Raw genomic sequence first — 21,751 nt, forward strand, 5'->3', positions numbered from 1 at the left:
TTGTTTCCAATGCACAAAACTTTCATAACCTTCACTGAATAACTAGAATAGCCCGCATTCACTTTTTCTACGAACCAGGACCCCATCCATGAGTAAGTCTGAGAACCTCTACAGCGCAGCACGCGAACTGATCCCCGGCGGCGTTAACTCCCCTGTTCGCGCCTTTACCGGCGTGGGTGGTACTCCGCTGTTTATCGAAAAAGCAGACGGCGCGTATCTGTATGACGTCGATGGTAAAGCCTACATCGATTACGTCGGATCCTGGGGCCCGATGGTGCTGGGTCATAACCACCCGGCGATCCGCAATGCGGTGATCGAAGCCGCCGAGCGCGGTCTGAGCTTTGGTGCACCGACCGAGATGGAAGTCAAAATGGCAGCGCTGGTTACCGAGCTTGTACCCAGCATGGACATGGTGCGCATGGTCAACTCCGGTACCGAAGCAACGATGAGCGCCATCCGTCTGGCGCGTGGCTTCACCGGGCGCGATAAAATCATCAAATTTGAAGGCTGCTATCACGGTCATGCCGACTGCTTGCTGGTAAAAGCAGGTTCCGGTGCGCTGACGCTGGGCCAGCCGAACTCACCGGGCGTTCCGGCAGATTTTGCCAAGCACACCCTGACCTGTACCTATAACGATCTCTCCTCGGTACGGGCAGCATTCGAGCAGTATCCGCAGGACATTGCCTGCATCATCGTCGAGCCGGTCGCGGGCAACATGAACTGCATCCCGCCGCTGCCGGAATTCCTGCCTGGCCTGCGCGCACTGTGCGACGAGTTCGGTGCGCTGTTTATCATCGACGAAGTGATGACCGGTTTCCGCGTCGCGCTGGCTGGCGCGCAGGATTACTACGGCGTAGTGCCTGACCTGACCTGTCTGGGCAAAATCATCGGTGGTGGCATGCCTGTTGGCGCATTCGGCGGTCGTCGTGATGTGATGGACGCACTGGCACCTACCGGCCCGGTTTACCAGGCGGGAACGCTGTCCGGTAACCCGATAGCCATGGCAGCAGGATTCGCCTGTCTGAACGAAGTTGCTCAGCCGGGAATTCATGAGACCTTAGATGACCTCACCACGCGTCTGGCAGAAGGTCTGCTGGAAGCCGCTCAGGAAGCCAATATTCCGCTGGTGGTGAACCATGTGGGCGGGATGTTCGGGATTTTCTTCACCGATGCCGAAACCGTGACCTGCTATCAGGACGTGATGGCATGTGACGTTGAGCGCTTCAAGCGCTTCTTCCACATGATGCTGGATGAAGGTGTTTATCTGGCACCGTCCGCGTTTGAAGCGGGCTTTATGTCCGTGGCGCACAGCATGGAAGATATCAATAACACAGTCGACGCCGCGCGCCGGGTGTTTGCGAAGCTGTAAAAGAGAACGTCCAGAAACAACGTAGGCCGGGTAAGGCGAAGCCGCCACCCGGCTTTTTTATTGCCGGATGGCGACGCAAAGCGTCTTATCCGGCCTACATGAAAGGGGTCCGTCCATAGGCCGCCATCCGGCAAACTCAGCGACTCTGCTTTCTCAACAAATAGATAAAGTACGGCGCACCAATAAACGTCGACAGTAATCCCGCCGGGATCTGATACGGAAACAGCACCATTCGCCCGCACCAGTCGGCAAACACCAGCAACACGCCTCCTGCCAGCGCCGAGATGACCATATGCGGCATCGTGCGCCGGAAACCTAACATCCGCGCAATATGCGGCGCCATAAGCCCAACAAAGCTCAGCGGCCCGATGGTCATGGTGGCTGTCGCCGTCAGACCCGCAGCCAACATCAGTAACGCCACGCGCGATGGCGTCAATGCGATACCCACCGCCCGCGCAGTTTCTCCGCCCAGCGGTAAAATCGTTAACCAGCGACGGCACAGCGGCGTAACCGCCAGCAGAATCACCATCACGATCCCGGTCCGTAGCACCTGTTCGCCAGTGGCGTTGTAGGTCGAGCCGGAGATCCAGGTCAGCACGCTTGCCATCCGCGGATCGCCGCTGGCCTGCAACATCATCAGCAGCATCGTGAACGCGGTGCTGAGCGCCATCCCCGCCAGCAGCATGCGTTGCGGCGAGAAGCCGCAACGCCCGGCGGCAATCATAATAATCAGCAGCGTTACCGCCGCCCCGAGACTTCCGGCGGGCAGCAGCCAGCCAAACGCATCACCCGGTACGAGGAACAGCATCAACACCACGCCAAACGCGGCACCGGAGCTAATCCCAAGGACTTCCGGACTGGCCATCGGGTTACCGGTCAGGCGCTGAATAATACAGCCCGCCACCGCCAGCATCACCCCGGCAATCATCGCCGCCAGAATACGCGGCCAGCGCCAGGGCATCAGTTCATCCAGCATTGCGCCGCTGGCCCAGGTCCAACCGTGGGCATCACGACCAAACGAGAGCGCCACGACGGCAGTCAGTAGCAATATCGCCCCACCCGCCAGCGCGAACATCAGCACGTTCTGACGTTCTGCTGCCACGTGGTTATTGGCATTCATATCCGGCGCGCTCATGCTGCGCAGGCGCGGCAGCAGCCACAGCAGTAGCGGCGCACCAATCAACGCGGTCACCGAACCAGTGGAGACTTCCATCCACACGCGGGTCAACCACAGAATAATTTGATCAGAAAGCCAGAGGATCAGGGCCCCAATCAGCGGGGCCAGCATCAGGCGCGCCAGCAAACGCCGTGCGCCGAGCATTTTCGCCAGCAGCGGGGCAAACAGGCCGATAAAGCCGATAATCCCCACCGCGTTAACCAGCAAGGCACTGAGCACAATCGCCAGCGTTAACGCCGCCAAACGCGCCAGCGACAGCGCCAGCCCGAGATTACGCGCTACCCCGTCATCCAGCCCCATCAGCGTCATTGGACGCAGTAACAGCAGGGTCAGCATCACGCCACCCAGCAGCTGTGGCCACAGACGCTGCACGCCGTTCCAGTCGGTTTGGGTGAGCGTTCCGCTGCTCCACATAAACATGCTTTGCAGCTGATCGTGGTGGAAGAGGACCATCAGCTGGTTAATCGCACCGCAGTACAGGCTGACCACCAGACCAGCAAGGATCAGCGTCACAGGTGACAAACGCTTGCCCCAGGCAACGCCAAACACCAGCGCCCCGACGATACACGCCCCGGCCAGCGCTGCGAATTGCGTGGTCAACGCGCCGGGAATGGCCCACAGCGTGGTGACCGTAATGCCCAGTTGCGCACCGGTTGCCACACCCAGCGTGGTCGGCTCCGCCAGCGGGTTACGTAACACCTGCTGAAACAGCACGCCAACCAGGCCCAATCCGGCACCGACCAGTAACGCAATCGCCAGTCGTGGCAGCAGGCTGTAATGGAAAACCATCTGTTCGATGGCGTCGATATTCGGTGACCAGATAGCCTGCTGCCACTGGTCACGCGGCAGGGCAATGGAGAAGTTAAACCAGGTCAGCCAGATCGCAACAATAAACAGCGCCACCAGCAGCAACGCCGGATGGCGGCTTCGTCTTATCCAGCCAACAACGCGCCCGAACCGTAGGCCGGATAAGGCGCTTTTAGCGTCGCCATCCGGCATTTCAAGTTTCCTGCTCACGCTTTGCCTCCCAGAGCAGTGTCCAGAATGCGGGCAAAATGCATCGCCGACAGCGTGGCGCCATAAAACCAGACCGCGGGTACCCGCTGAAAGCGACCGGCGCGAACAAACGGCATCGCCTGCCACAGCGGCGTGGACATCAGCGCGTCCATTTCTTTATCGTTACCATGATCGAAGCACAGCACATCAACATCTTTATACGCGGCAAGCCGGTCAATCCCCACGGCAGTGCTGCCCCAGAAGTTGGTTTCTCCCTGCCAGGCGTTAGGGATCCCGTATTCGTCCAGCACGTCCTGGAACAAACTGTTCGGGCCAAATACCAGCATATGCCGCGAATCAAGCAGGGATGCCAGGAGCACGGGACGCGCGCCGCGGTGAATAAAGCGCGGTTTCAGGCTGGCAATCACGGTATCGTATTGCGCCAGATGACGTTCAGCAGCCGTTTGCAGATTCAGCAGTTGCGCCATCTCCTGCAACGACTGGCGAGCGACCGCCAGCGGTTTTTTGCCGTCGCTGAAGCTAAATCCGCGACCCGGCGCAATGCGCGCCAGTTTTTCTGGCGCGGGGCCATAGCCTGCCGACCAGACCATAAACGAGGGTTTCATTTCGGTCAGCAGTTCGAGATTGGGTTCTGTGCGTAACCCGACGTCAATCACCGAGTCCGGCAACGGGGGTTGATTGACCCACAGCCTGTAGTTAGGAACATCGGCGACGCCATAGGGAGTGATTCCCAGCGCCAGCAACAGTTCTACCGGCAACCATTCCAGTGCCACAATACGTTTTGGATCAACCGCCGCCGCATGCGCCGAATTCATCTGCCAGAGCAGCGGTGACAACGCCATCGCCGTTAATAAACGTCGACGGGTGATATGATGTAATCCGACCATTAATAGACAAAACTCACGGGTGCGGCACCGCCCGGATGCGGCAAAATGCCCATCGGGATGCCATAAATCAGTTCCAGGGTTTCACTGCGCATCAGCTCCGCGGGCGTTCCCTGAGCAATCATTTCGCCACCGCGTAGCGCCACCAGATAATCGCAGTAACGGGCCGCCATATTGATATCATGCAGTACGGCGATCACCGTCAGTCCGCGCTGCTGGCTTAAGCGGTGCACCAGCGCCAGTACATCAACCTGATGCGCGATATCCAGCGCCGAAGTCGGTTCGTCAAGCAGCAGGCAGCGACTGTCCTGCGCCACCAGCATGGCGATCCACGCGCGCTGACGCTCGCCGCCTGACAGGCTATCAACCAGTCGATGCGCCAGCGGCTTTAACCCCACAAGCGTGATCGCCTCTTCCACTTTTTCTCTGTCAGCCACGCCAAAGCGTCCCAACGCGCCGTGCCACGGATAGCGACCAATCGCCACCAGTTCACGCACCGTCATCCCTTCCGCCTGCGGCAACTGTTGCGGCAAATAGGCGACCTTACGGGCAAATGCTTTACTGTTCCAGCTCTCCAGCGGCTGCTCGTCGAGCAGGATTTCGCCGTCTGACGGCGGCTGATGACGTCCGAGCATTTTCAATAAGGTTGATTTACCGGAGCCGTTATGACCGATAAGACCGGTCACTTTTCCCACGGGAAACGTTAACGAGAGGGGATGTAAAAGCGTGCGGCCAGGCACACGAAAGGAGACGTTACTTAACGCAAAAGTGGTGTCGGGATGGGATCTGTTTTCCTGCATAGCGGCCAACTTGTAAAACGGGCACGCAAAGCGTGCCCAAAGAGAAATTAGAAACGGAAGGTTGCAGTTGCAACGACCTGACGTTCCGCGCCCCAGTAGCACGCGTATTCGCTATAGCAACTGGAAACGTATTCACGATTAAACAGGTTATTGACGTTAACCGCAACGCTGGACCCCGCCATGCCGAAACGGGCCAGATCGTATTTGACCATGGCATCAGCAACGGTATAACCACCGACGTTAAACGCGTCATTTTTCTTCGCAGCGTCGTTTTTATAGTAGCTCACCGTTGAACCGGTGTAACGCACACCTGCGCCAACGGTCAGACCGCTCAGGGCAGTGTCATAGAACGTGTAGTCGGTCCACAACGATGCCTGATTACGCGGAACTTCTGCCGGGCGTTTACCTTTGAAGATAGTGTCCTCAGTATATTCCGCATCCGTGTAGCTATATGCCGCCGTGACGTTGATATTGGCATTGACTGCTGCTTTGGCTTCCAGCTCAATACCGCGTGAGCGAATTTCACCACTCTGAACGCTATACAACCCGGTTGGATCGTTCGGGTCTGATGTCAGGTTTTTATTTTTCGTCAGTTGATACACCGCTGCCGTCAGCACGACCGGCATATCCTTCGGTACATACTTCACACCGGCTTCGTACTGCTTACCGCGTGAAGGATCGAACGGTTTCCCTTCTTTCGTTGCACCGGAGGTCGGCTCGAAAGATTCGCTGTAACTGAAATACGGTGAAATACCGTTGTCAAACAGGTAGTTAATGCCACCACGCCAAGTAAACTGCTGATCGTTCACTTCTGCCAGAGAATTGCTGGAGCGGGTCAACGTAGAGGTTTTCGCAAAATCGTAGCGACCACCGAGCGTCAGCACCCACTTATCCCATTCCATCTGGTCCTGGGCATAAAGTCCGGTCTGCTCCATGCGGTTGAGCACAGCGTATTTCGCATACGGCCCACTCACATCGATATTCGGATTGCCATACTGCGGATCCTGCATATCCAGCGGATCGGCAGAACCATACAGAGCATTCACATCGTTACGCATACGTGAGTAATCAACGCCTGTCAGCAGGGTATGATCAACATCACCGGTCGCAAAAGCAGACTGCAATTGGGTATCAACGGTGAACGCGTTGAGATCTTCGTCAGAACGCACGTATTGGCGGTTAATCTTGCCCGGTGCACTGTAACCGTAGCCATAAACAGAACGATAAAGCGTTTTCACCTGGTCATAACGCAGATTCTGGCGCACGGTGAAGGTATCGTTGAACGCATGCGAGAAGTTATAGCCCACCATCTGCTGGCGGCGCGCCATCTTGTTATCTTCTTCACCTTCGTTGAAATCGGTCGGCAGTTTGTGCGGATTGCCATTCGCGTCGTAATACGGAACGAGTGTACCTTCACGCGGCAGCCAGCCATAGTATCCTGCGTACGGATCGTTCTGGAAGTTGCTCAGGAAAGTGAAATCGGTTTTGTCATCAGGACGCCAGCTAAACGCAGGTGCAATCGCGTAACGCGTTGATTTTGACATCTCTTGCTGAGAGTCCTGACTATTCCCTAACCCCGTCAGGCGGTATGACCACACGCCGTCATCATCGATAGCATCGCTAAAGTCGAACCCGGTTTGCCAGAGGTTGTTAGTCCCCATCTTAAACTGAACTTCTTTCAGTGGCTCCGTGGTCGGACGCTTGCTCACCATGCTGACAATACCGCCAGGGTTGCTATTGCCGTACAGCACTGATGTTGGCCCGCGCATCACTTCTACGCGTTCCAGGAAATATGGGTCCATCGACACTTCAGAATAGTTATTGCCCTGAAGTTTCATACCATCCAGATATTGGTTGGTATTGACGGTGGTAGGCGCGGTGAAACCACGAATCGTCACCACATCATAGGTGGTGGAACTACCACGCGTAGCAAAAACGCCGGGGGTGTAAGCAATCGCTTGTTTCACGGAAGCCGGCTGTTTGGTATCCATCTCTTCACGCGTCACGACCGAAACAGACTGTGGGGTCTTTTCGATAGGCGTATCAGTCTTGGTTGCCGTGGCGGAACGCTTGGCAGCGATGGTTGGAGCAGGTCCCCATGCGCTTTCTTGTGCGGCGGGTGCTGCGGTGACAGTGATGGTTTCTTCTTTTGGTTCAACCGCCGCCTGTGCATAGACAGACATGCCGCTAACCGCTGTGGCTACCAGCACTGCCATTTTACGCAGCGAGGAATTTGGCTGAGCAGTTTTATAACGCGCCATTGGTATATCTCTGATGAAAGTGAATGATAACGTAAACGAGAATTATTATTATAACGGCAGCATAATATTCGAAACGCTGGCGAGATAGCAAGCGATACACATCCCTACTAAAACTGAGGGGTCAAGAAATAACCAGATGAAAAGAAAGGGTTAATGAATTACGCTGAAATGTTGTTTGGTCGGAGTCTGAGATGAGAAAAGAAAAACCCGCCGAAGCGGGTTTTGGGAGAGATTAGTTACTGCCAAACATATCTTTGATCCAGCCTGCGACACCGTCGCCGTCTTTCTTTTCTTGCTGCGGCGGTTGTTGCTGCTGTTGAGGCTGCTGCGGCGGCGTTGACTGATCAAACGGATTGCCAGACTGTTGCAGCATCTCACCTTGCTGACACAGCGAATCCGGATCGCTGGTCCACACCGGGAGCGTACGCATCCCGCCGCTGCACACGAAGTTGCCGTCGTAATCCACGCCCATGTCGACAATATCTTCCGGCGGCGTCAGCGTTAACGGCGTTGGCGTCTGGTTTGCCAGATAGCGCTGGTAAATCGACATCGCCCCGCTCGCACCGTACAACTTGGTAGGCTGGTTGTTATCGCGACCCACCCAGGTAATGGTCACCTGACTGCCGTCAATACCGGCGAACCAGGTATCAACGTTGTTGTTGGTGGTCCCGGTTTTCCCCGCCAGATGCAGCCCCGGATACTTCGCGCCAAGCTGACGGCCGGTACCGCGTTGCACCACCTGCTGCATGGTCCACAGCGTCATGTACGCGGCCTGTGCTGGCACAGCGCGTTCGGCCTGCGGGAAGCTTTGATACAACACCGTACCGTCTTCGGCAATTACCGAGCGCAACGCTGATAACGGCGCGCGGTTACCGCCGCTGGCGATGGTCTGGAACGCCTGCGCCACTTCAATTGGCGTCAGGTTCAATGCCCCCAGCAGCATAGCTGGCACCGGGTGCAGCTGATCTTTCGGCGCGCCCAGTTTTTCCCAGGTCTCGGTGACCGCTGGCAGCCCCAGCGCCATGCCCAGATTGACGGTCGGCACGTTCATGGAACGGGTTAACGCATCCACTAGCATCACTTTACCGCTTTCGCTGTAGCGACGGTCATCGTTCTGCGGGGACCACACCTGACCGTTTGGCTGACGCAGCGCAATCGGCGCATCGGCAATCCAGGTATTGAGGCGGTACAGCTTCGGCTGGCTCAGGGCGGTCAGATAGGTCGCGGGCTTCGCCAGAGAACCAATTGAACGACGCGCCTGCATAGCACGGTTGTAGCCTGCGAACTGCGGCTCCGACCCACCGACCATGGCGCGAACCTCACCACTAAAGCGGTCCACTACCACAATCGCCGTTTCCAGATCGCTCAGCTTACGCTGTTTCTTCAGCACCGGAATGCCTTCCACCGCCGCTTTTTCTGCGGCGTCCTGCGCCACGGAATCAAAGGTGGTGAAAATCTTCACGCCGGAAAGATCTTTAACTTTGTCGCCCAGCTTCGCCTGTAGCTCCTGACGCACCATCTGCATAAACGCGGGCTGTGGAGAGATCACCCCACCGCGCGGCTGCACGCCTAGCGGACGTGCGCTCAGCATTTCATACAGTTCCTGGTCGATAATCTGCTGCTGTTGCAGAAGACGCAGCACTAGGTTACGTCGCTCCAGCGCCAGTTTCGGGTTACGCCACGGGTTGTAGATCGACGCCCCTTTCACCATCCCCACCAACAGCGCCTGCTGATCGAGGCTCAACTCTTCAACCGGACGGCCAAAGTAATACAGGCTCGCCAGCGGGAAGCCGCGGATCTCGTTGTCGCCGCTCTGGCCGAGATAGACTTCGTTCATGTACAGCTCAAGGATCCTGTCCTTGCTGTAACGGGCATCCATCAACACGGCCATGTACGCTTCGTTGGCTTTACGCCAGTAAGAACGTTCGCTGGAGAGGAACAGGTTTTTCACCAGCTGCTGGGTCAGCGTACTGGCGCCCTGCACCGTGCGACCTGCCGTCAGGTTCGCCAGCACCGCACGACCAATGGAATACAGGCTGATGCCGTCATGCTCGTAGAAATGACGGTCTTCGGTTGCCAGCAGCGTGTCCACCAGCAGATCCGGGAAACCGCTACGCGCCACGAACAGACGCTGCTCGCCATTTGCCGAAGAGAGCATGGTGATCAGGCGTGGATCGAGACGGAAGAAACCGAACTGACGGTTGTTATCCAGATTCTCGATGGTGTCCAGATGATCGCCGTCAAAGGTCAGACGCGCACGCACCTGCCCTTCTTTACTGTCCGGGAAGTCAAACGGACGACGGATCATCTCAATGCTGTTCGCCTGCACGGTAAACTCACCGGGCCGCGTCATCTTCGAGACCTGACGATACTGCGTAGCCTCCAGCAGCTTCACCATCTCTTTTTTGCCGATGGGCATTTCTGGCTCGAGGTTAACCATCCGGCCATACACGGCCGCAGGCAGCTGCCAGACTTTGCCATCAATACGGCTACGGATTTTTTGATCCAGATAGACGCCGTAAATGGCAATCAGCACCAAAAAGACAATCGACAGTTTTACCAGCAGCCAGAACCAGCCGCGTTTACCACGAGGCTTACGCCCTTTGCCTTTACCTTTACGCGGCATCGGTTCTTCATCCTCATAGTCATCATCATAATCGTCGTCATACTCATCATCTCTGAGCTGACGACGGCTCACCTTTTGTTTCGCCGGACGCGTCGGTTTCCCTTTACGTCCAATTGGCTCGCGGTCATTCCCCGCCATGCTTTTTCTCCGCAACATTCAGGCGCAAAGACCTGATTCTCTGTTCTTCCGTCAAGCGACAGAAGAAGAAATCTCTCAATTTTTTTGCCTGATGGCGCTTCGCTTATCAGGCCTACCACTACAACTCATGAATACTTTTTGGTGCGCCGCGTCGGCGCGGTATTCGCCGGGTCGTCTGGCCAGACATGTTTGGGATAACGCCCTTTCATCTCTTTTTGCACCTCACGGTACGCCCCCTGCCAGAACGCGCTCAAATCACGGGTGATTTGCAGCGGTCGCTGCGCCGGGGAGAGCAGTTCCAGCACCAGCGGGACGCGCCCCTGTGCGAGGGTCGGCGTATTGGCCTCGCCAAACATTTCCTGCATCCTGACCGCCAGCGCCGGTGGGTTATCCTCGTGATAGCGAATGGCTATCCGGCTTCCCGTCGGCACAGTGTAATGTGTGGGCAATTCACTATCCAGACGTTGCAGCATTGACCAGTCCAGTAATCCGCGCAATGCCTGGCCCACATTTACTGCTTTAAGCGCGCGTAAAGCGTGCACACCGCTCATATGCGGCAGCAGCCAACTCTCCAGCGTCGCCAGCAACGACGCGTCGTCCATGGCAGGCCAGTCGTATTCCGGTAGCCATTTTGCCGCACATTGCAGACGCAGTCGGAACTGCTCTGCTTCCGGCGTCCAGTTGAGCACACTTAGCCCTTTATCGCGAATACCATTCAGCATCGCCTGATGCAGTTCCTCTTCCGAGGGTTTGGCCAGCGGCTGCACTTTTAGCGTCAACTGACCTACCTGCGTGCGGCGCAATGCCTTTAGTGTCCCCTGATTTTCATCCCATTCGATAGTGTCGGACTGCTGCAGCAACTCAGGAGATGATTGTATCAGCGCATCGATATCCAGCGGCAGGGCCAGCAAAATACGCGCATCCGGCGAGGCGCTGCCTTGCAGCAATAAAGGCGCAATAATCCATTCATGACGCCCTGATGCGTCGTCGGCATCCAGCATCGCCCCCATCCCGTTAGCCAGCTGATACCGCCCCTCCTGACCACGACGTCGGGCAATGCGATCGGCGAAAGCCGAAGCCAGTAACGGGGCGATCAGCGCGCTATCAGACTGCCCACCTCGAATGTTCAGGCGCTTCAGCAATTGCTGGCTACGCTGCTGCCAATTCGGCTGATTGCGTGAAAACGCCACCGTCAGATCGGTACTGCCACCGCGCGGGGGCTCTTCGAGAATCGCCGCCAGTTTTGCTGCCGTTGCCGCTTCATTGTCATCTGTGGCACGAACCAGCATCGCCGCCAGACGCGGATCGTTGCCGAGCGCCGCCATTTTCTGCCCCGCCGCACTGAGCCTGTCGCCCTCAAGTGCGCCCAGCATGTGTAGCAGCCGTTTTGCCGCCTGCAAATTGACCGTCGGCGGCCTATCCAGCCAGCTTAACTGCGCTGGGTCAGTGCATCCCCATTGCAGCAACTCCATTAGCAAGCCGGACAAGTCGCTTTGCAGCATCTCCGGCTCGCCCTGCGCCGCCGCTCTTTCGGCCTGCTCTTTCGCCAGCAGATGCAGGCAAATACCGGGTTCCAGACGGCCTGCTCGCCCGGCTCGCTGGGTCATCGACGCCTGGCTAATACGCTGGGTAATCAGGCGCGTCAAACCGGTGCGCGGGTCGTAACGCGCCACGCGCTCCTGCGCACAGTCCACCACCAGCCGGATACCTTCGATAGTTAAACTGGTCTCGGCAATATTGGTGGACAGCACCACTTTGCGCGAGCCTGGCGGCGCGGGCAAAATCGCCTGACGCTGTTCGGTAAGCGATAACGCACCGTATAGCGGACAAAGCAGAACATCATTACCTACGCGCGAGGTCAGCTGTTCCTGCACTCGCTGAATCTCCCCCACGCCCGGTAAAAAAAGCAGCAACGAGCCGCTTTCCTGGCGTAATAGCTCCGCCGTTGCCACCGCCACAGCTTCATCAAAGCGCTGATGCGCCGCCAGCGGCTGATAGCGTCGTTCTACGGGAAAGGCGCGGCCTTCAGAGACAATCGTCGGCGCATCGGGCAACAGCTGCTGTAAACGCCCGTTATCCAGCGTTGCCGACATGATCAGCAGTTTTAAATCATCCCGCAGCCCTTGCTGTACATCCAGCAATAGCGCCAGCGCCAGGTCAGCCTGCAAGCTGCGCTCATGAAATTCGTCGAGGATCACAAGGCTAACGCCGTTTAGCTCGGGATCGCGTTGGATCATGCGCGTGAGCACACCTTCTGTTACCACTTCGAGCCGGGTATGCGGTCCAACGCAGTGTTGAGCACGCATGCGGTAGCCCACGGTCTCACCGGGCTTTTCGTTCAGCAACTCGGCCAGACGCTGCGCCACGTTGCGGGCCGCCAGACGACGCGGCTCCAGCAGAATAATCCGCCCCTGAATGCCATTGTGCGCAAGAAGCTGCAACGGCAGCCAGGTCGATTTCCCGGCGCCGGTCGGTGCGGTCAGCAGAACCTGCGGTGAGGTATCAAGGGCGGTAAGCAGTTCAGGCACTACGGCGGCAACGGGCAACGTCGTCACAAATGGCTCCAGAGGGTTAACATTCTTCGCGCTGCATTGTAGCATCGCGTTAATTCATAACCGAGTATCCATCATGTCTGAGCCAAAAAGGCTGTTCTTTGCCATTGAATTGCCAGCCGAGGTTCGGGAGCAGCTTATCCACTGGCGAGCCGCACAGTTCCCACCTGAAGCGGGTCGCCCCGTCGCGGCTGACAATCTGCACCTGACACTGGCCTTTTTAGGCGAGGTCAGCGCTGAGAAGCAGCAGGCGCTGTCACAACTTGCCGGGCGTATTCGCCAGCCGGGTTTTACGCTAACACTGGATGACGCCGGACAATGGCTGCGCTCACGCGTGGTCTGGCTAGGAATGCGCCAGCCGCCACGCGGGCTGTTGCAATTGGCGAGTATGCTGCGGGCGCAGGCCGCGCGCAGCGGGTGTTACCAAAGCCCACAGCCGTTTCATCCGCATATCACGCTGTTACGCGATGCCGGCCATGCGGTCACGATCCCGCCGCCGGGTTTTTGCTGGTCATTTCCGGTCACCGAGTTTGCGCTTTACGCCTCTTCATTTGCACGCGGTCGCACACGCTACACGCCACTACAGCGCTGGACGCTTGGCGAAAAATAAAAGGACATTTCCATGGAATTTTCTCCGCCACTTCAGCGCGCGACTTTAATTCAGCGCTACAAGCGTTTTTTAGCGGATGTGATCACACCCGACTGTACAACCTTAACGCTACACTGCCCGAATACCGGCGCGATGACCGGATGCGCTACACCGGGTGACACCGTCTGGTATTCAACATCAGAAAATACTAAACGGAAATACCCGCATACCTGGGAATTAACGCAAACCCAATCCGGTGCGTTTATTTGTGTTAACACCCTGTGGGCTAACAGATTAACGAAAGAAGCTATTCAGAATGCGTTAATTTCAGAACTTTCGAACTACAGCATATTGAAAAGTGAAGTAAAATACGGCGCCGAAGGCAGCCGCATTGATTTTTTGTTACAGGCGGATTCCCGCCCTGACTGCTATATTGAAGTGAAATCAGTCACGTTGGCGGAAAAAAATCAGGGTTATTTTCCCGATGCCATCACTGAACGAGGTCAGAAACACCTTCGGGAATTGATGAACGTAGCGGCCGAAGGCAAGCGAGCGGTGATATTTTTCGCAGTGCTGCATTCAGCCATTACACATTTTTCACCCGCGCGCCATATCGATGCAAAATATGCGCAATTATTAGTCGAAGCACGGCTTAAGGGGGTAGAAATTCTGGTATATAAAGCGGAACTTTCTGCCCACGGAATGACTCTTAAAGAGCCATTAGCCATTACGTTGTAATGGCATATACAAACGGGTTAATTAGTATTCTGGCCGCGTGCGCAAATACGCTTTTCCTCACAGGGTTGTCAAGTGTAACGTTTAGATAATTGCTATCCGGAAAAGCATCTGCTATTTATAGCGACCTGATTTTTCCCCCGAACATGGGGATCGATAGTGCGTGTTAAGGAGAAGCAACATGCAAGAAGGGCAAAACCGTAAAACATCGTCCCTGAGTATTCTCGCCATCGCTGGGGTGGAGCCGTACCAGGAGAAACCGGGCGAAGAGTATATGAACGAAGCCCAGCTGTCGCACTTCAGGCGTATTCTTGAAGCATGGCGTAATCAACTCAGGGATGAAGTCGATCGCACTGTGACTCATATGCAGGATGAAGCAGCTAACTTCCCCGATCCGGTTGACCGTGCCGCACAGGAAGAAGAGTTCAGCCTTGAGCTGCGTAACCGTGACCGTGAGCGCAAACTGATCAAAAAGATCGAGAAGACGCTGAAGAAAGTAGAAGACGAAGATTTCGGCTACTGCGAATCATGCGGCGTAGAAATTGGTATTCGCCGTCTGGAAGCGCGTCCGACAGCCGATCTGTGCATCGACTGCAAAACGCTGGCTGAGATTCGCGAAAAACAGATGGCAGGTTAATCCCGTCATTTGTACCACGTTGACTACAGGCGGGAGTTTCTCCCGCCTTCTTCTTTTATGCTATCCACCGACATGACTGACAAACGCTATATTGGCCGTTTCGCCCCATCCCCTTCCGGCGAACTGCATTTTGGTTCATTGATTGCCGCTCTCGGCAGCTACCTACAGGCTCGCGCACAGCACGGGATCTGGTGGGTGCGCATTGAAGATATCGATCCCCCTCGTGAAGTTCCCGGTGCTGCAGATACGATTCTGCGTCAGCTGGAACATTACGGACTGCACTGGGATGGCGAGGTACTGTGGCAATCTCAGCGCCATGACGCGTACCGTGAAGCGCTGGCCTGGTTACAAGAGCAGGATCTGAGCTATTACTGCACCTGCACCCGTGCCCGTATTCAGAGTATTGGCGGCATTTACGACGGTCACTGTCGCACATTACGCCACGGACCGGACCACGCGGCGGTGCGTATCAAGCAACGCCACCCGGTCATGCAGTTTAACGACCGACTGCGCGGCGAGATTCAGGCCAACCCTCAGCTTGCTCGGGAAGATTTTGTCATCCACCGACGCGATGGGCTGTTTGCCTATAACCTGGCGGTGGTGGTTGATGACCATTTTCAGGGCGTGACGGAAATCGTGCGTGGCGCGGATCTTATCGAGCCCACAGTGCGCCAAATTTCGCTGTATCAGCAGTTTGGCTGGCCGGTACCGGACTATATTCATCTCCCGCTGGCGCTGAATGAACACGGGGCTAAACTTTCTAAGCAGAATCATGCGCCTGCCCTGCCGCAAGGCGATCCGCGCCCTGTTCTCATCGACGCGTTGCGCTTCCTCGGACAAGACATAGCAATACCGTGGCAAGCGCTAAGCGTGGAAGAATTACTGCAAACTGCGGTGCAAAATTGGGTGCTTACGACGGTGCCGGGTTCAGTGAATGTAAATCCGGCATTCTCAAATGCCTCTTGCTGAGCTATGATTAGCCGCTATTTTTACACAGCAACACTTGTTCTGACTGAAGTTTGACACTACCGAGGTGTACTATTTTTACCCGAGTCGCTAATTTTTGCCGCAAGGTGCTAAGCCGCGAGGAGCGCGAGGCCGAGCTTGCCGTCGCCCGTCCACATATGACGGTAATCCCGCGTGAGCAGCACTCTATCTCCCGCAAAGATATCAGTGAAAATGCCCTGAAGGTAATGTACAGGCTTAATAAGGCTGGATACGAGGCATGGCTGGTCGGCGGGGGCGTACGCGATCTTTTGCTGGGCAAAAAGCCGAAAGACTTTGATGTCACGACCAACGCGACCCCCGATCAGGTTCGGAAACTGTTCCGTAACTGCCGTCTGGTAGGACGTCGTTTCCGTCTGGCCCATGTGATGTTTGGCCCGGAAATTATCGAAGTGGCAACCTTTCGCGGACACCATGAAGGCAGCGAAGCCGACCGTGCAACCTCACAGCGCGGTCAAAATGGTATGCTGCTGCGTGACAACATCTTCGGTTCCATCGAAGAAGATGCGCAACGCCGCGATTTCACCATTAACAGCCTTTACTATAGCGTAGCGGATTTTACCGTTCGCGATTACGTCGGCGGGATGCAGGATCTGGAAGACGGCGTCATTCGCCTGATCGGTAATCCTGAAACTCGCTATCGTGAAGATCCCGTGCGTATGCTACGCGCTGTCCGCTTTGCAGCAAAACTCGACATGCGCATCAGCCCGGAAACCGCCGAGCCGATCCCGCGTCTGGCAACCTTGCTGAACGATATTCCGCCGGCACGCCTGTTTGAAGAAGCCCTCAAATTGTTACAGGCGGGCTACGGCTACGAAACTTATAAGAAACTGCGTGAGTACAGCCTGTTCCAGCCGCTGTTCCCGACCATTACCCGCTATTTCACCGAAGAAGGTGACAGCGCAATGGAACGCATTATTGCCCAGGTACTGAAGAACACCGATACCCGTATCCACAACGATATGCGTGTCAATCCGGCGTTCCTGTTTGCCGCCATGTTCTGGTACCCGCTGCTGGAAGCCGCGCAGAAAATTGCTCAGGAAAGCGGTCTGGCCTACTACGACGCTTTCGCGCTGGCGATGAACGACGTGCTGGACGAAGCGTGCCGCTCGCTGGCGATTCCTAAACGCCTGACATCGCTCACCCGCGATATCTGGCAGCTTCAGTTACGCATGTCCCGTCGTCAGGGAAAACGCGCCTGGAAGCTGATGGAGCATCCGAAATTCCGCGCCGCCTACGATTTACTGGCGCTGCGTGCCGAAGTGGAAAACAACGCCGAACTGCAGCGTCTGGCGCAGTGGTGGGGCGAATTCCAGGTTTCCGCGCCACCAGAACAAAAAGGCATGCTGAACGAACTGGATGAAGAGCCAGACGCACGCCGTCGCCATCGTCGTCCGCGTAAACGTGCGCCGCGCCGCGAGGGAAGTGCGTGACCCATCGCGTATACCCAACGGATTTCGGGTTGCATCAAGACGGCGACACAGCGAATGCCCAGGAGCGTACATCAGTACGTGACAGGGATGAGCGAGGAAAGCCAACACAGATGCAGCCAGAAAGACGACGGGTATATATCGCACTCGGCAGCAATTTAGCCTCTCCGCTGGAACAGGTTAATGCTGCCGTACAGGCACTGGGAGAAATCCCGGACAGCCGGATCGTCGCCGTATCCTCCTTCTACCGCACGCCACCATTGGGTCCTCAGGATCAACCTGATTACCTGAACGCTGCCGTTGCGCTGGAAACCACGCTCGCGCCTGAAGAGTTGCTCAACCACACGCAGCGTATCGAGTTGCAGCAAGGGCGAGTACGGAAAGCCGAACGCTGGGGTCCGCGCACGTTGGATCTCGACATCATGTTGTTTGGCAACGACGTGATTAATACCGACCGTCTGACCGTTCCGCATTACGATATGAAAAACCGGGGCTTTATGCTGTGGCCGCTGTTTGAAATCGCGCCGGAACTGACTTTCCCGGACGGTACCCGTCTGCATCAGCACCTCACCCTCCTTGGCGCAGAAAAACCTGCCCACTGGTAAATTTTCCCCTCCCCTTTAGCGTTTACTGCTTTCGCGCCAAACGGTTGCTTAAAACCATTGCCCCCCTGAATGTGACTGCTAGAATGCCGGTAAATATGACTTTCACACTCAGGAAATGTTATGAAACCGACGACCATTTCCTTGCTGCAAAAATGCAAGCAAGAGAAAAAGCGCTTCGCGACGATTACGGCCTACGACTACAGCTTCGCTAAACTCTTTGCCGACGAAGGCATCAATGTGATGCTGGTCGGCGACTCACTGGGAATGACAATACAAGGGCACGATTCCACCCTGCCAGTCACCGTTGAAGACATCGCCTATCACACCCGGGCAGTGCGTCGCGGTGCACCAAACTGCCTGCTGCTTGCCGATCTACCGTTCATGGCCTACGCCACGCCGGAGCAAGCCTTTGCTAACGCGGCGGTGGTGATGCGCGCTGGCGCAAACATGGTCAAGATTGAAGGTGGCGCGTGGCTGGTTGATACGGTGAAAATGCTGACCGAACGTGCGGTCCCGGTGTGCGGTCATCTGGGCTTAACACCCCAGTCGGTGAATATCTTTGGCGGTTATAAAGTGCAGGGCCGTGGCGATGCGGGCCAAACGCTGCTCGACGATGCGCTGGCATTAGAAGCCGCAGGTGCGCAGCTGCTGGTGCTGGAGTGTGTTCCGGTTGAGCTGGCAAAACGCGTAACCGAAGCGCTGTCCATCCCGGTCATCGGCATCGGCGCAGGCAATGTCACCGACGGTCAGATCCTGGTGATGCATGATGCGTTTGGTATTACCGGCGGTCATATTCCGAAATTTGCCAAAAATTTCCTCAATGAAGCGGGCGACATGCGCGCCGCGGTGCGGCAGTATATTACCGAGGTTGAATCCGGCGTTTACCCGGGTGAAGAACACAGTTTCCATTAAGGAGTCAAGGTGTGCTAATTATTGAAACCCTACCGCTGCTGCGCCAGCACGTTCGTCGTCTGCGTCAGGAAGGTAAGCGCGTCGCGTTAGTTCCCACCATGGGCAACCTGCACGATGGTCATATGAAGCTGGTCGATGAAGCCCGGGCTCGAGCGGATGTAGTGATCGCCAGCATTTTCGTTAACCCGATGCAGTTTGACCGCCCGGACGATCTGGTGCGCTACCCGCGTACGCTGCAAGAAGATTGCGAAAAGCTGAACAAACGTAAAGTCGATTACGTCTTTGCTCCAGCCGTAGAAGAAATCTACCCTCAGGGTCTGGAAGGCCACACTTTCGTTGATGTTCCCGGCCTCTCCACCATGCTGGAAGGTGCAAGTCGTCCAGGTCACTTCCGCGGTGTTGCCACCATCGTTAGCAAGCTGTTCAACCTGATCCAGCCTGATATCGCCTGCTTTGGCGAGAAAGACTTTCAGCAGCTGGCGCTAATTCGCAAAATGGTGGCCGATCTGGGTTACGACATTGAGATCGTCGGTGTGCCGATTATTCGCGCCAAAGACGGTTTAGCCCTCAGCTCACGCAACGGCTACCTGACGGCTGAGCAGCGTAAAATCGCCCCAGGCTTGTACAAAGTGATGAGCCGCATTGGGGAAAAATTACAGGCCGGTGAGCGCGATCAGGAAGAGATCATTGCCATTGCAGAGCAGGAGCTGAACGAAAAAGGCTTCCGTGCCGATGACATTCAGATTCGCGATGCCGATACTTTGCTGGCGCTAAGCGAAACCAGTAAACGTGCAGTAATTCTGGTCGCTGCATGGCTGGGCCAGGCGCGTCTCATCGACAATCAAAGCGTTACATTAGCCCAGTAGACAGGGGCTAAAAATCGGGCAATACTGCCTAAAAATTTCTCAAAGCAGGTCGTTTTTGCCTGCTTTGCCAAGGTAAACGACAGGGTATAGACGTTATGATTCGCACCATGCTGCAAGGCAAGCTTCACCGCGTGAAGGTCACTCAGGCGGACCTGCATTACGAAGGCTCCTGCGCTATTGACCAGGACTTCCTCGATGCTTCCGGTATTCTGGAAAACGAAGCGATTGATATCTGGAACGTGACCAACGGTAAACGTTTCTCTACGTATGCCATTGCGGCTGAACGCGGCTCGAAGATCATCTCCGTGAACGGTGCTGCGGCGCATTGCGCTGAAGTTGGCGACATCGTGATTATCGCCAGCTTCGTGACGATGTCTGATGAAGAAGCGCGAACCTGGCGCCCGAAAGTTGCCTACTTCGAAGGCGATAACGAAATGAAACGTACTGCGAAAGCGATTCCGGTACAGGTTGCCTGATAATATAATAGCCTTGAAATATTTTTCAGGGCTATTATTCATAAAATATATAAAAAGCGCAGAATAATAAATATCACAAAATATATTATATTTTATTAATTAATCCTGTAAAACTTATTTTCGATTTTAACATATTCACCTAAGCCATTCAAACGCTCAATTCTACATTCATTATCAACAATTCTTAATTCCCCCTACAGTCCTTTCAAGAATAAAATGCCCAAACCTAAAATTCTTTAGGCTCCCTCCATTTATTGCCGGGAATATTTAATTTTATATGGATGTTAACAAATGAATAAGTTGAGCATTGCTGCGGCAGCAATTGTTTGCGCACTGGGTTCAGCATCTGCATTCGCAGATGATGTAGGTCTGATCACTTTTGATGGTGCCGTTACTGACACCACCTGCACTATCACCACTAACAACGGTGTTGACGCCAACAACGTCACCATCACCATGCCAGTGGTAAAAGTCAGCGAAGTTGAAGGGGCGACCACTGATACTGGCGGCGTTGGTTCCAAAGAATTCGAACTGCATCTGAGCGGTTGCCCGACAACGCTGACCAAAGCGTCAGCCACCTTCACCTCTCAGCAGTTCGCTGAACTGTCTAACGGTACCCTGAAAACCGATCCGAGCGTTGCTGGGCATGCCGATAACGTAAGCCTGGCGCTGTATAACAACGGTTCCAGCAACACTGACCGCATCGAGGTTGGCCTGCCGGCGAACAACACTCAGACAGCAACGCTGGACGAAGGTGTTGGCGTACTGGCTTACCGCGTGGCTTATGTTCCAAGCGCAGACTGGGTGAAAGGGACGGCTGATATCACCGCCGGTAAAGTCAGCAGCAACGCTACCTTTACTATGTCCTACGAGTAATCACGCCGTAGTTGGATTATGCGCCTGCCTTTTCCGCAGGCGCATCGCAGGGAGCATATATGCATCGTTACACCCAATTGACCCTCACTGCTCTGGTATGCGCCAGCGCTGCGTTAAGCACATTTAGCGCCAGTGCTGACATCGTTATCTCCGGCACTCGCGTGGTGTATCCACAGTCATCCAAAGACGTTACCGTCAAGATGGAAAACCGTGGCAACAAACCGCTGCTGGTGCAGTCCTGGCTGGACGACGGTCGTGATACGGTTAATCCACAAGAGCTGAAATTACCGTTTATCGTCACGCCACCGGTTTCGCGCGTTGATCCATCAAAAGGCCAGACCGTCCGTATTACGTGGACCGGACAGGCCCTGCCTCAGGATCGGGAATCTCTGTTCTGGTTTAACGTGCTGGAAGTTCCACCAAAGGCAAAAGACGCCAATGCCCAGAACGTCCTGCAGCTCGCGTTCCGCACCCGTATTAAGATGTTTTTTCGCCCGGACGGTTTACAGGGTGATCCGGCCACCGCGGCGGGAAATCTGAAATGGTCACAGCAGGGCGGAACACTAGTTGCCAATAATAGCAGTCCTTATTACGTATCGATGGCAAGCGCCACTATTACGGCAAGCGGTAAGAAAATAAATGTCGATTCCCATACGATCTCACCGCTATCAAGTGAAGTTATTCCGCTAAAAAACACGCCTAATATATCAGGTGGAAAAATAGAATATGCCGCAATTAATGATTTCGGTGGGATAGAGAAGCACCAGGCCAGCATTAATTAATTACCGCGCTGAAG

Annotated in this window: 18 protein-coding genes; 12 read left to right on the plus strand and 6 right to left on the minus strand. The window is 55.5% G+C overall.

The window, feature by feature from the left end:
• Positions 1 to 88: 88 nt before the first annotated feature.
• Entirely contained in the window at positions 89 to 1,369 is a 1,281-nt protein-coding gene (gene hemL, locus M2374_RS10250) for a glutamate-1-semialdehyde 2,1-aminomutase (protein ID WP_181688460.1), read from the plus strand.
• Positions 1,370 to 1,505: 136 nt separating this feature from the next.
• Here the strand turns inward: hemL and fhuB are convergent, their stop codons facing one another.
• The 6 genes from fhuB to hrpB all read right to left on the minus strand — a co-directional run bounded on the left by fhuB (position 1,506) and on the right by hrpB (position 12,827).
• On the minus strand, positions 1,506 to 3,545 hold the full coding sequence (gene fhuB, locus M2374_RS10255) for a Fe(3+)-hydroxamate ABC transporter permease FhuB (RefSeq protein ID WP_181689143.1): 2,040 nt from the start codon (positions 3,543 to 3,545) through the stop codon (positions 1,506 to 1,508).
• A 14-nt stretch (positions 3,546 to 3,559) separates the two neighbouring features.
• Positions 3,560 to 4,450, minus strand: a complete 891-nt coding sequence (gene fhuD / locus M2374_RS10260) for a Fe(3+)-hydroxamate ABC transporter substrate-binding protein FhuD (protein WP_117342290.1) — start codon at positions 4,448 to 4,450, stop codon at positions 3,560 to 3,562.
• Positions 4,450 to 5,247 (minus strand): Fe3+-hydroxamate ABC transporter ATP-binding protein FhuC, encoded by a 798-nt coding sequence (fhuC, locus tag M2374_RS10265; RefSeq protein WP_096758256.1) that lies wholly within the window; start codon positions 5,245 to 5,247, stop codon positions 4,450 to 4,452. The genes fhuD and fhuC overlap by 1 nt, the downstream gene beginning before the upstream one ends.
• A gap of 47 nt (positions 5,248 to 5,294) precedes the next feature.
• A complete protein-coding gene (fhuA, locus tag M2374_RS10270; protein WP_115259418.1) occupies positions 5,295 to 7,508 on the minus strand; it encodes a ferrichrome porin FhuA in 2,214 nt (737 codons plus the stop codon).
• 232 nt (positions 7,509 to 7,740) lie between these two features.
• Positions 7,741 to 10,272: a bifunctional glycosyl transferase/transpeptidase gene (mrcB, locus tag M2374_RS10275; protein ID WP_135912568.1), complete on the minus strand. Its 2,532-nt coding sequence runs from the start codon at positions 10,270 to 10,272 to the stop codon at positions 7,741 to 7,743.
• A gap of 125 nt (positions 10,273 to 10,397) precedes the next feature.
• Positions 10,398 to 12,827 carry an ATP-dependent helicase HrpB gene (hrpB, locus tag M2374_RS10280; protein WP_181517522.1) on the minus strand — a complete coding sequence of 810 codons (2,430 nt, stop codon included), beginning with the start codon at positions 12,825 to 12,827 and terminating at the stop codon, positions 10,398 to 10,400.
• 73 nt (positions 12,828 to 12,900) lie between these two features.
• Here hrpB and thpR point away from each other — a divergent pair, with 73 nt between their 5' ends.
• The 11 genes from thpR to M2374_RS10335 all read left to right on the plus strand — a co-directional run bounded on the left by thpR (position 12,901) and on the right by M2374_RS10335 (position 21,737).
• Positions 12,901 to 13,434, plus strand: coding sequence for an RNA 2',3'-cyclic phosphodiesterase (gene thpR / locus M2374_RS10285; RefSeq protein WP_096758260.1), 534 nt, complete (start codon positions 12,901 to 12,903; stop codon positions 13,432 to 13,434).
• Positions 13,435 to 13,446: 12 nt separating this feature from the next.
• Entirely contained in the window at positions 13,447 to 14,151 is a 705-nt protein-coding gene (gene sfsA, locus M2374_RS10290) for a DNA/RNA nuclease SfsA (protein ID WP_181688461.1), read from the plus strand.
• A 178-nt stretch (positions 14,152 to 14,329) separates the two neighbouring features.
• On the plus strand, positions 14,330 to 14,785 hold the full coding sequence (gene dksA / locus M2374_RS10295) for an RNA polymerase-binding protein DksA (protein WP_003829221.1): 456 nt from the start codon (positions 14,330 to 14,332) through the stop codon (positions 14,783 to 14,785).
• A gap of 72 nt (positions 14,786 to 14,857) precedes the next feature.
• Positions 14,858 to 15,754: a tRNA glutamyl-Q(34) synthetase GluQRS gene (gene gluQRS / locus M2374_RS10300; protein ID WP_117342439.1), complete on the plus strand. Its 897-nt coding sequence runs from the start codon at positions 14,858 to 14,860 to the stop codon at positions 15,752 to 15,754.
• 71 nt (positions 15,755 to 15,825) lie between these two features.
• Positions 15,826 to 17,223 (plus strand): polynucleotide adenylyltransferase PcnB, encoded by a 1,398-nt coding sequence (gene pcnB, locus M2374_RS10305; RefSeq protein ID WP_207119307.1) that lies wholly within the window; start codon positions 15,826 to 15,828, stop codon positions 17,221 to 17,223.
• 110 nt (positions 17,224 to 17,333) lie between these two features.
• A complete protein-coding gene (gene folK, locus M2374_RS10310) occupies positions 17,334 to 17,825 on the plus strand; it encodes a 2-amino-4-hydroxy-6-hydroxymethyldihydropteridine diphosphokinase (protein ID WP_174360816.1) in 492 nt (163 codons plus the stop codon).
• A 120-nt stretch (positions 17,826 to 17,945) separates the two neighbouring features.
• Positions 17,946 to 18,737 carry a 3-methyl-2-oxobutanoate hydroxymethyltransferase gene (panB, locus tag M2374_RS10315; RefSeq protein WP_137361986.1) on the plus strand — a complete coding sequence of 264 codons (792 nt, stop codon included), beginning with the start codon at positions 17,946 to 17,948 and terminating at the stop codon, positions 18,735 to 18,737.
• An 11-nt stretch (positions 18,738 to 18,748) separates the two neighbouring features.
• Positions 18,749 to 19,603 (plus strand): pantoate--beta-alanine ligase, encoded by an 855-nt coding sequence (gene panC / locus M2374_RS10320; protein ID WP_115259425.1) that lies wholly within the window; start codon positions 18,749 to 18,751, stop codon positions 19,601 to 19,603.
• 95 nt (positions 19,604 to 19,698) lie between these two features.
• Complete coding sequence (gene panD, locus M2374_RS10325; RefSeq protein ID WP_023178331.1) at positions 19,699 to 20,079, plus strand: aspartate 1-decarboxylase; 381 nt, start codon at positions 19,699 to 19,701, stop codon at positions 20,077 to 20,079.
• A gap of 291 nt (positions 20,080 to 20,370) precedes the next feature.
• A complete protein-coding gene (locus M2374_RS10330; RefSeq protein WP_181490565.1) occupies positions 20,371 to 20,955 on the plus strand; it encodes a fimbrial protein in 585 nt (194 codons plus the stop codon).
• A 59-nt stretch (positions 20,956 to 21,014) separates the two neighbouring features.
• Positions 21,015 to 21,737: a fimbrial chaperone gene (locus M2374_RS10335; RefSeq protein ID WP_181688462.1), complete on the plus strand. Its 723-nt coding sequence runs from the start codon at positions 21,015 to 21,017 to the stop codon at positions 21,735 to 21,737.
• Positions 21,738 to 21,751: the final 14 nt, after the last annotated feature.

The sequence above is a fragment of the Citrobacter sp. JUb117 genome, from assembly GCF_024809055.1.
In the GTDB taxonomy this organism is placed as follows: Bacteria; Pseudomonadota; Gammaproteobacteria; order Enterobacterales; family Enterobacteriaceae; genus Citrobacter; species Citrobacter gillenii.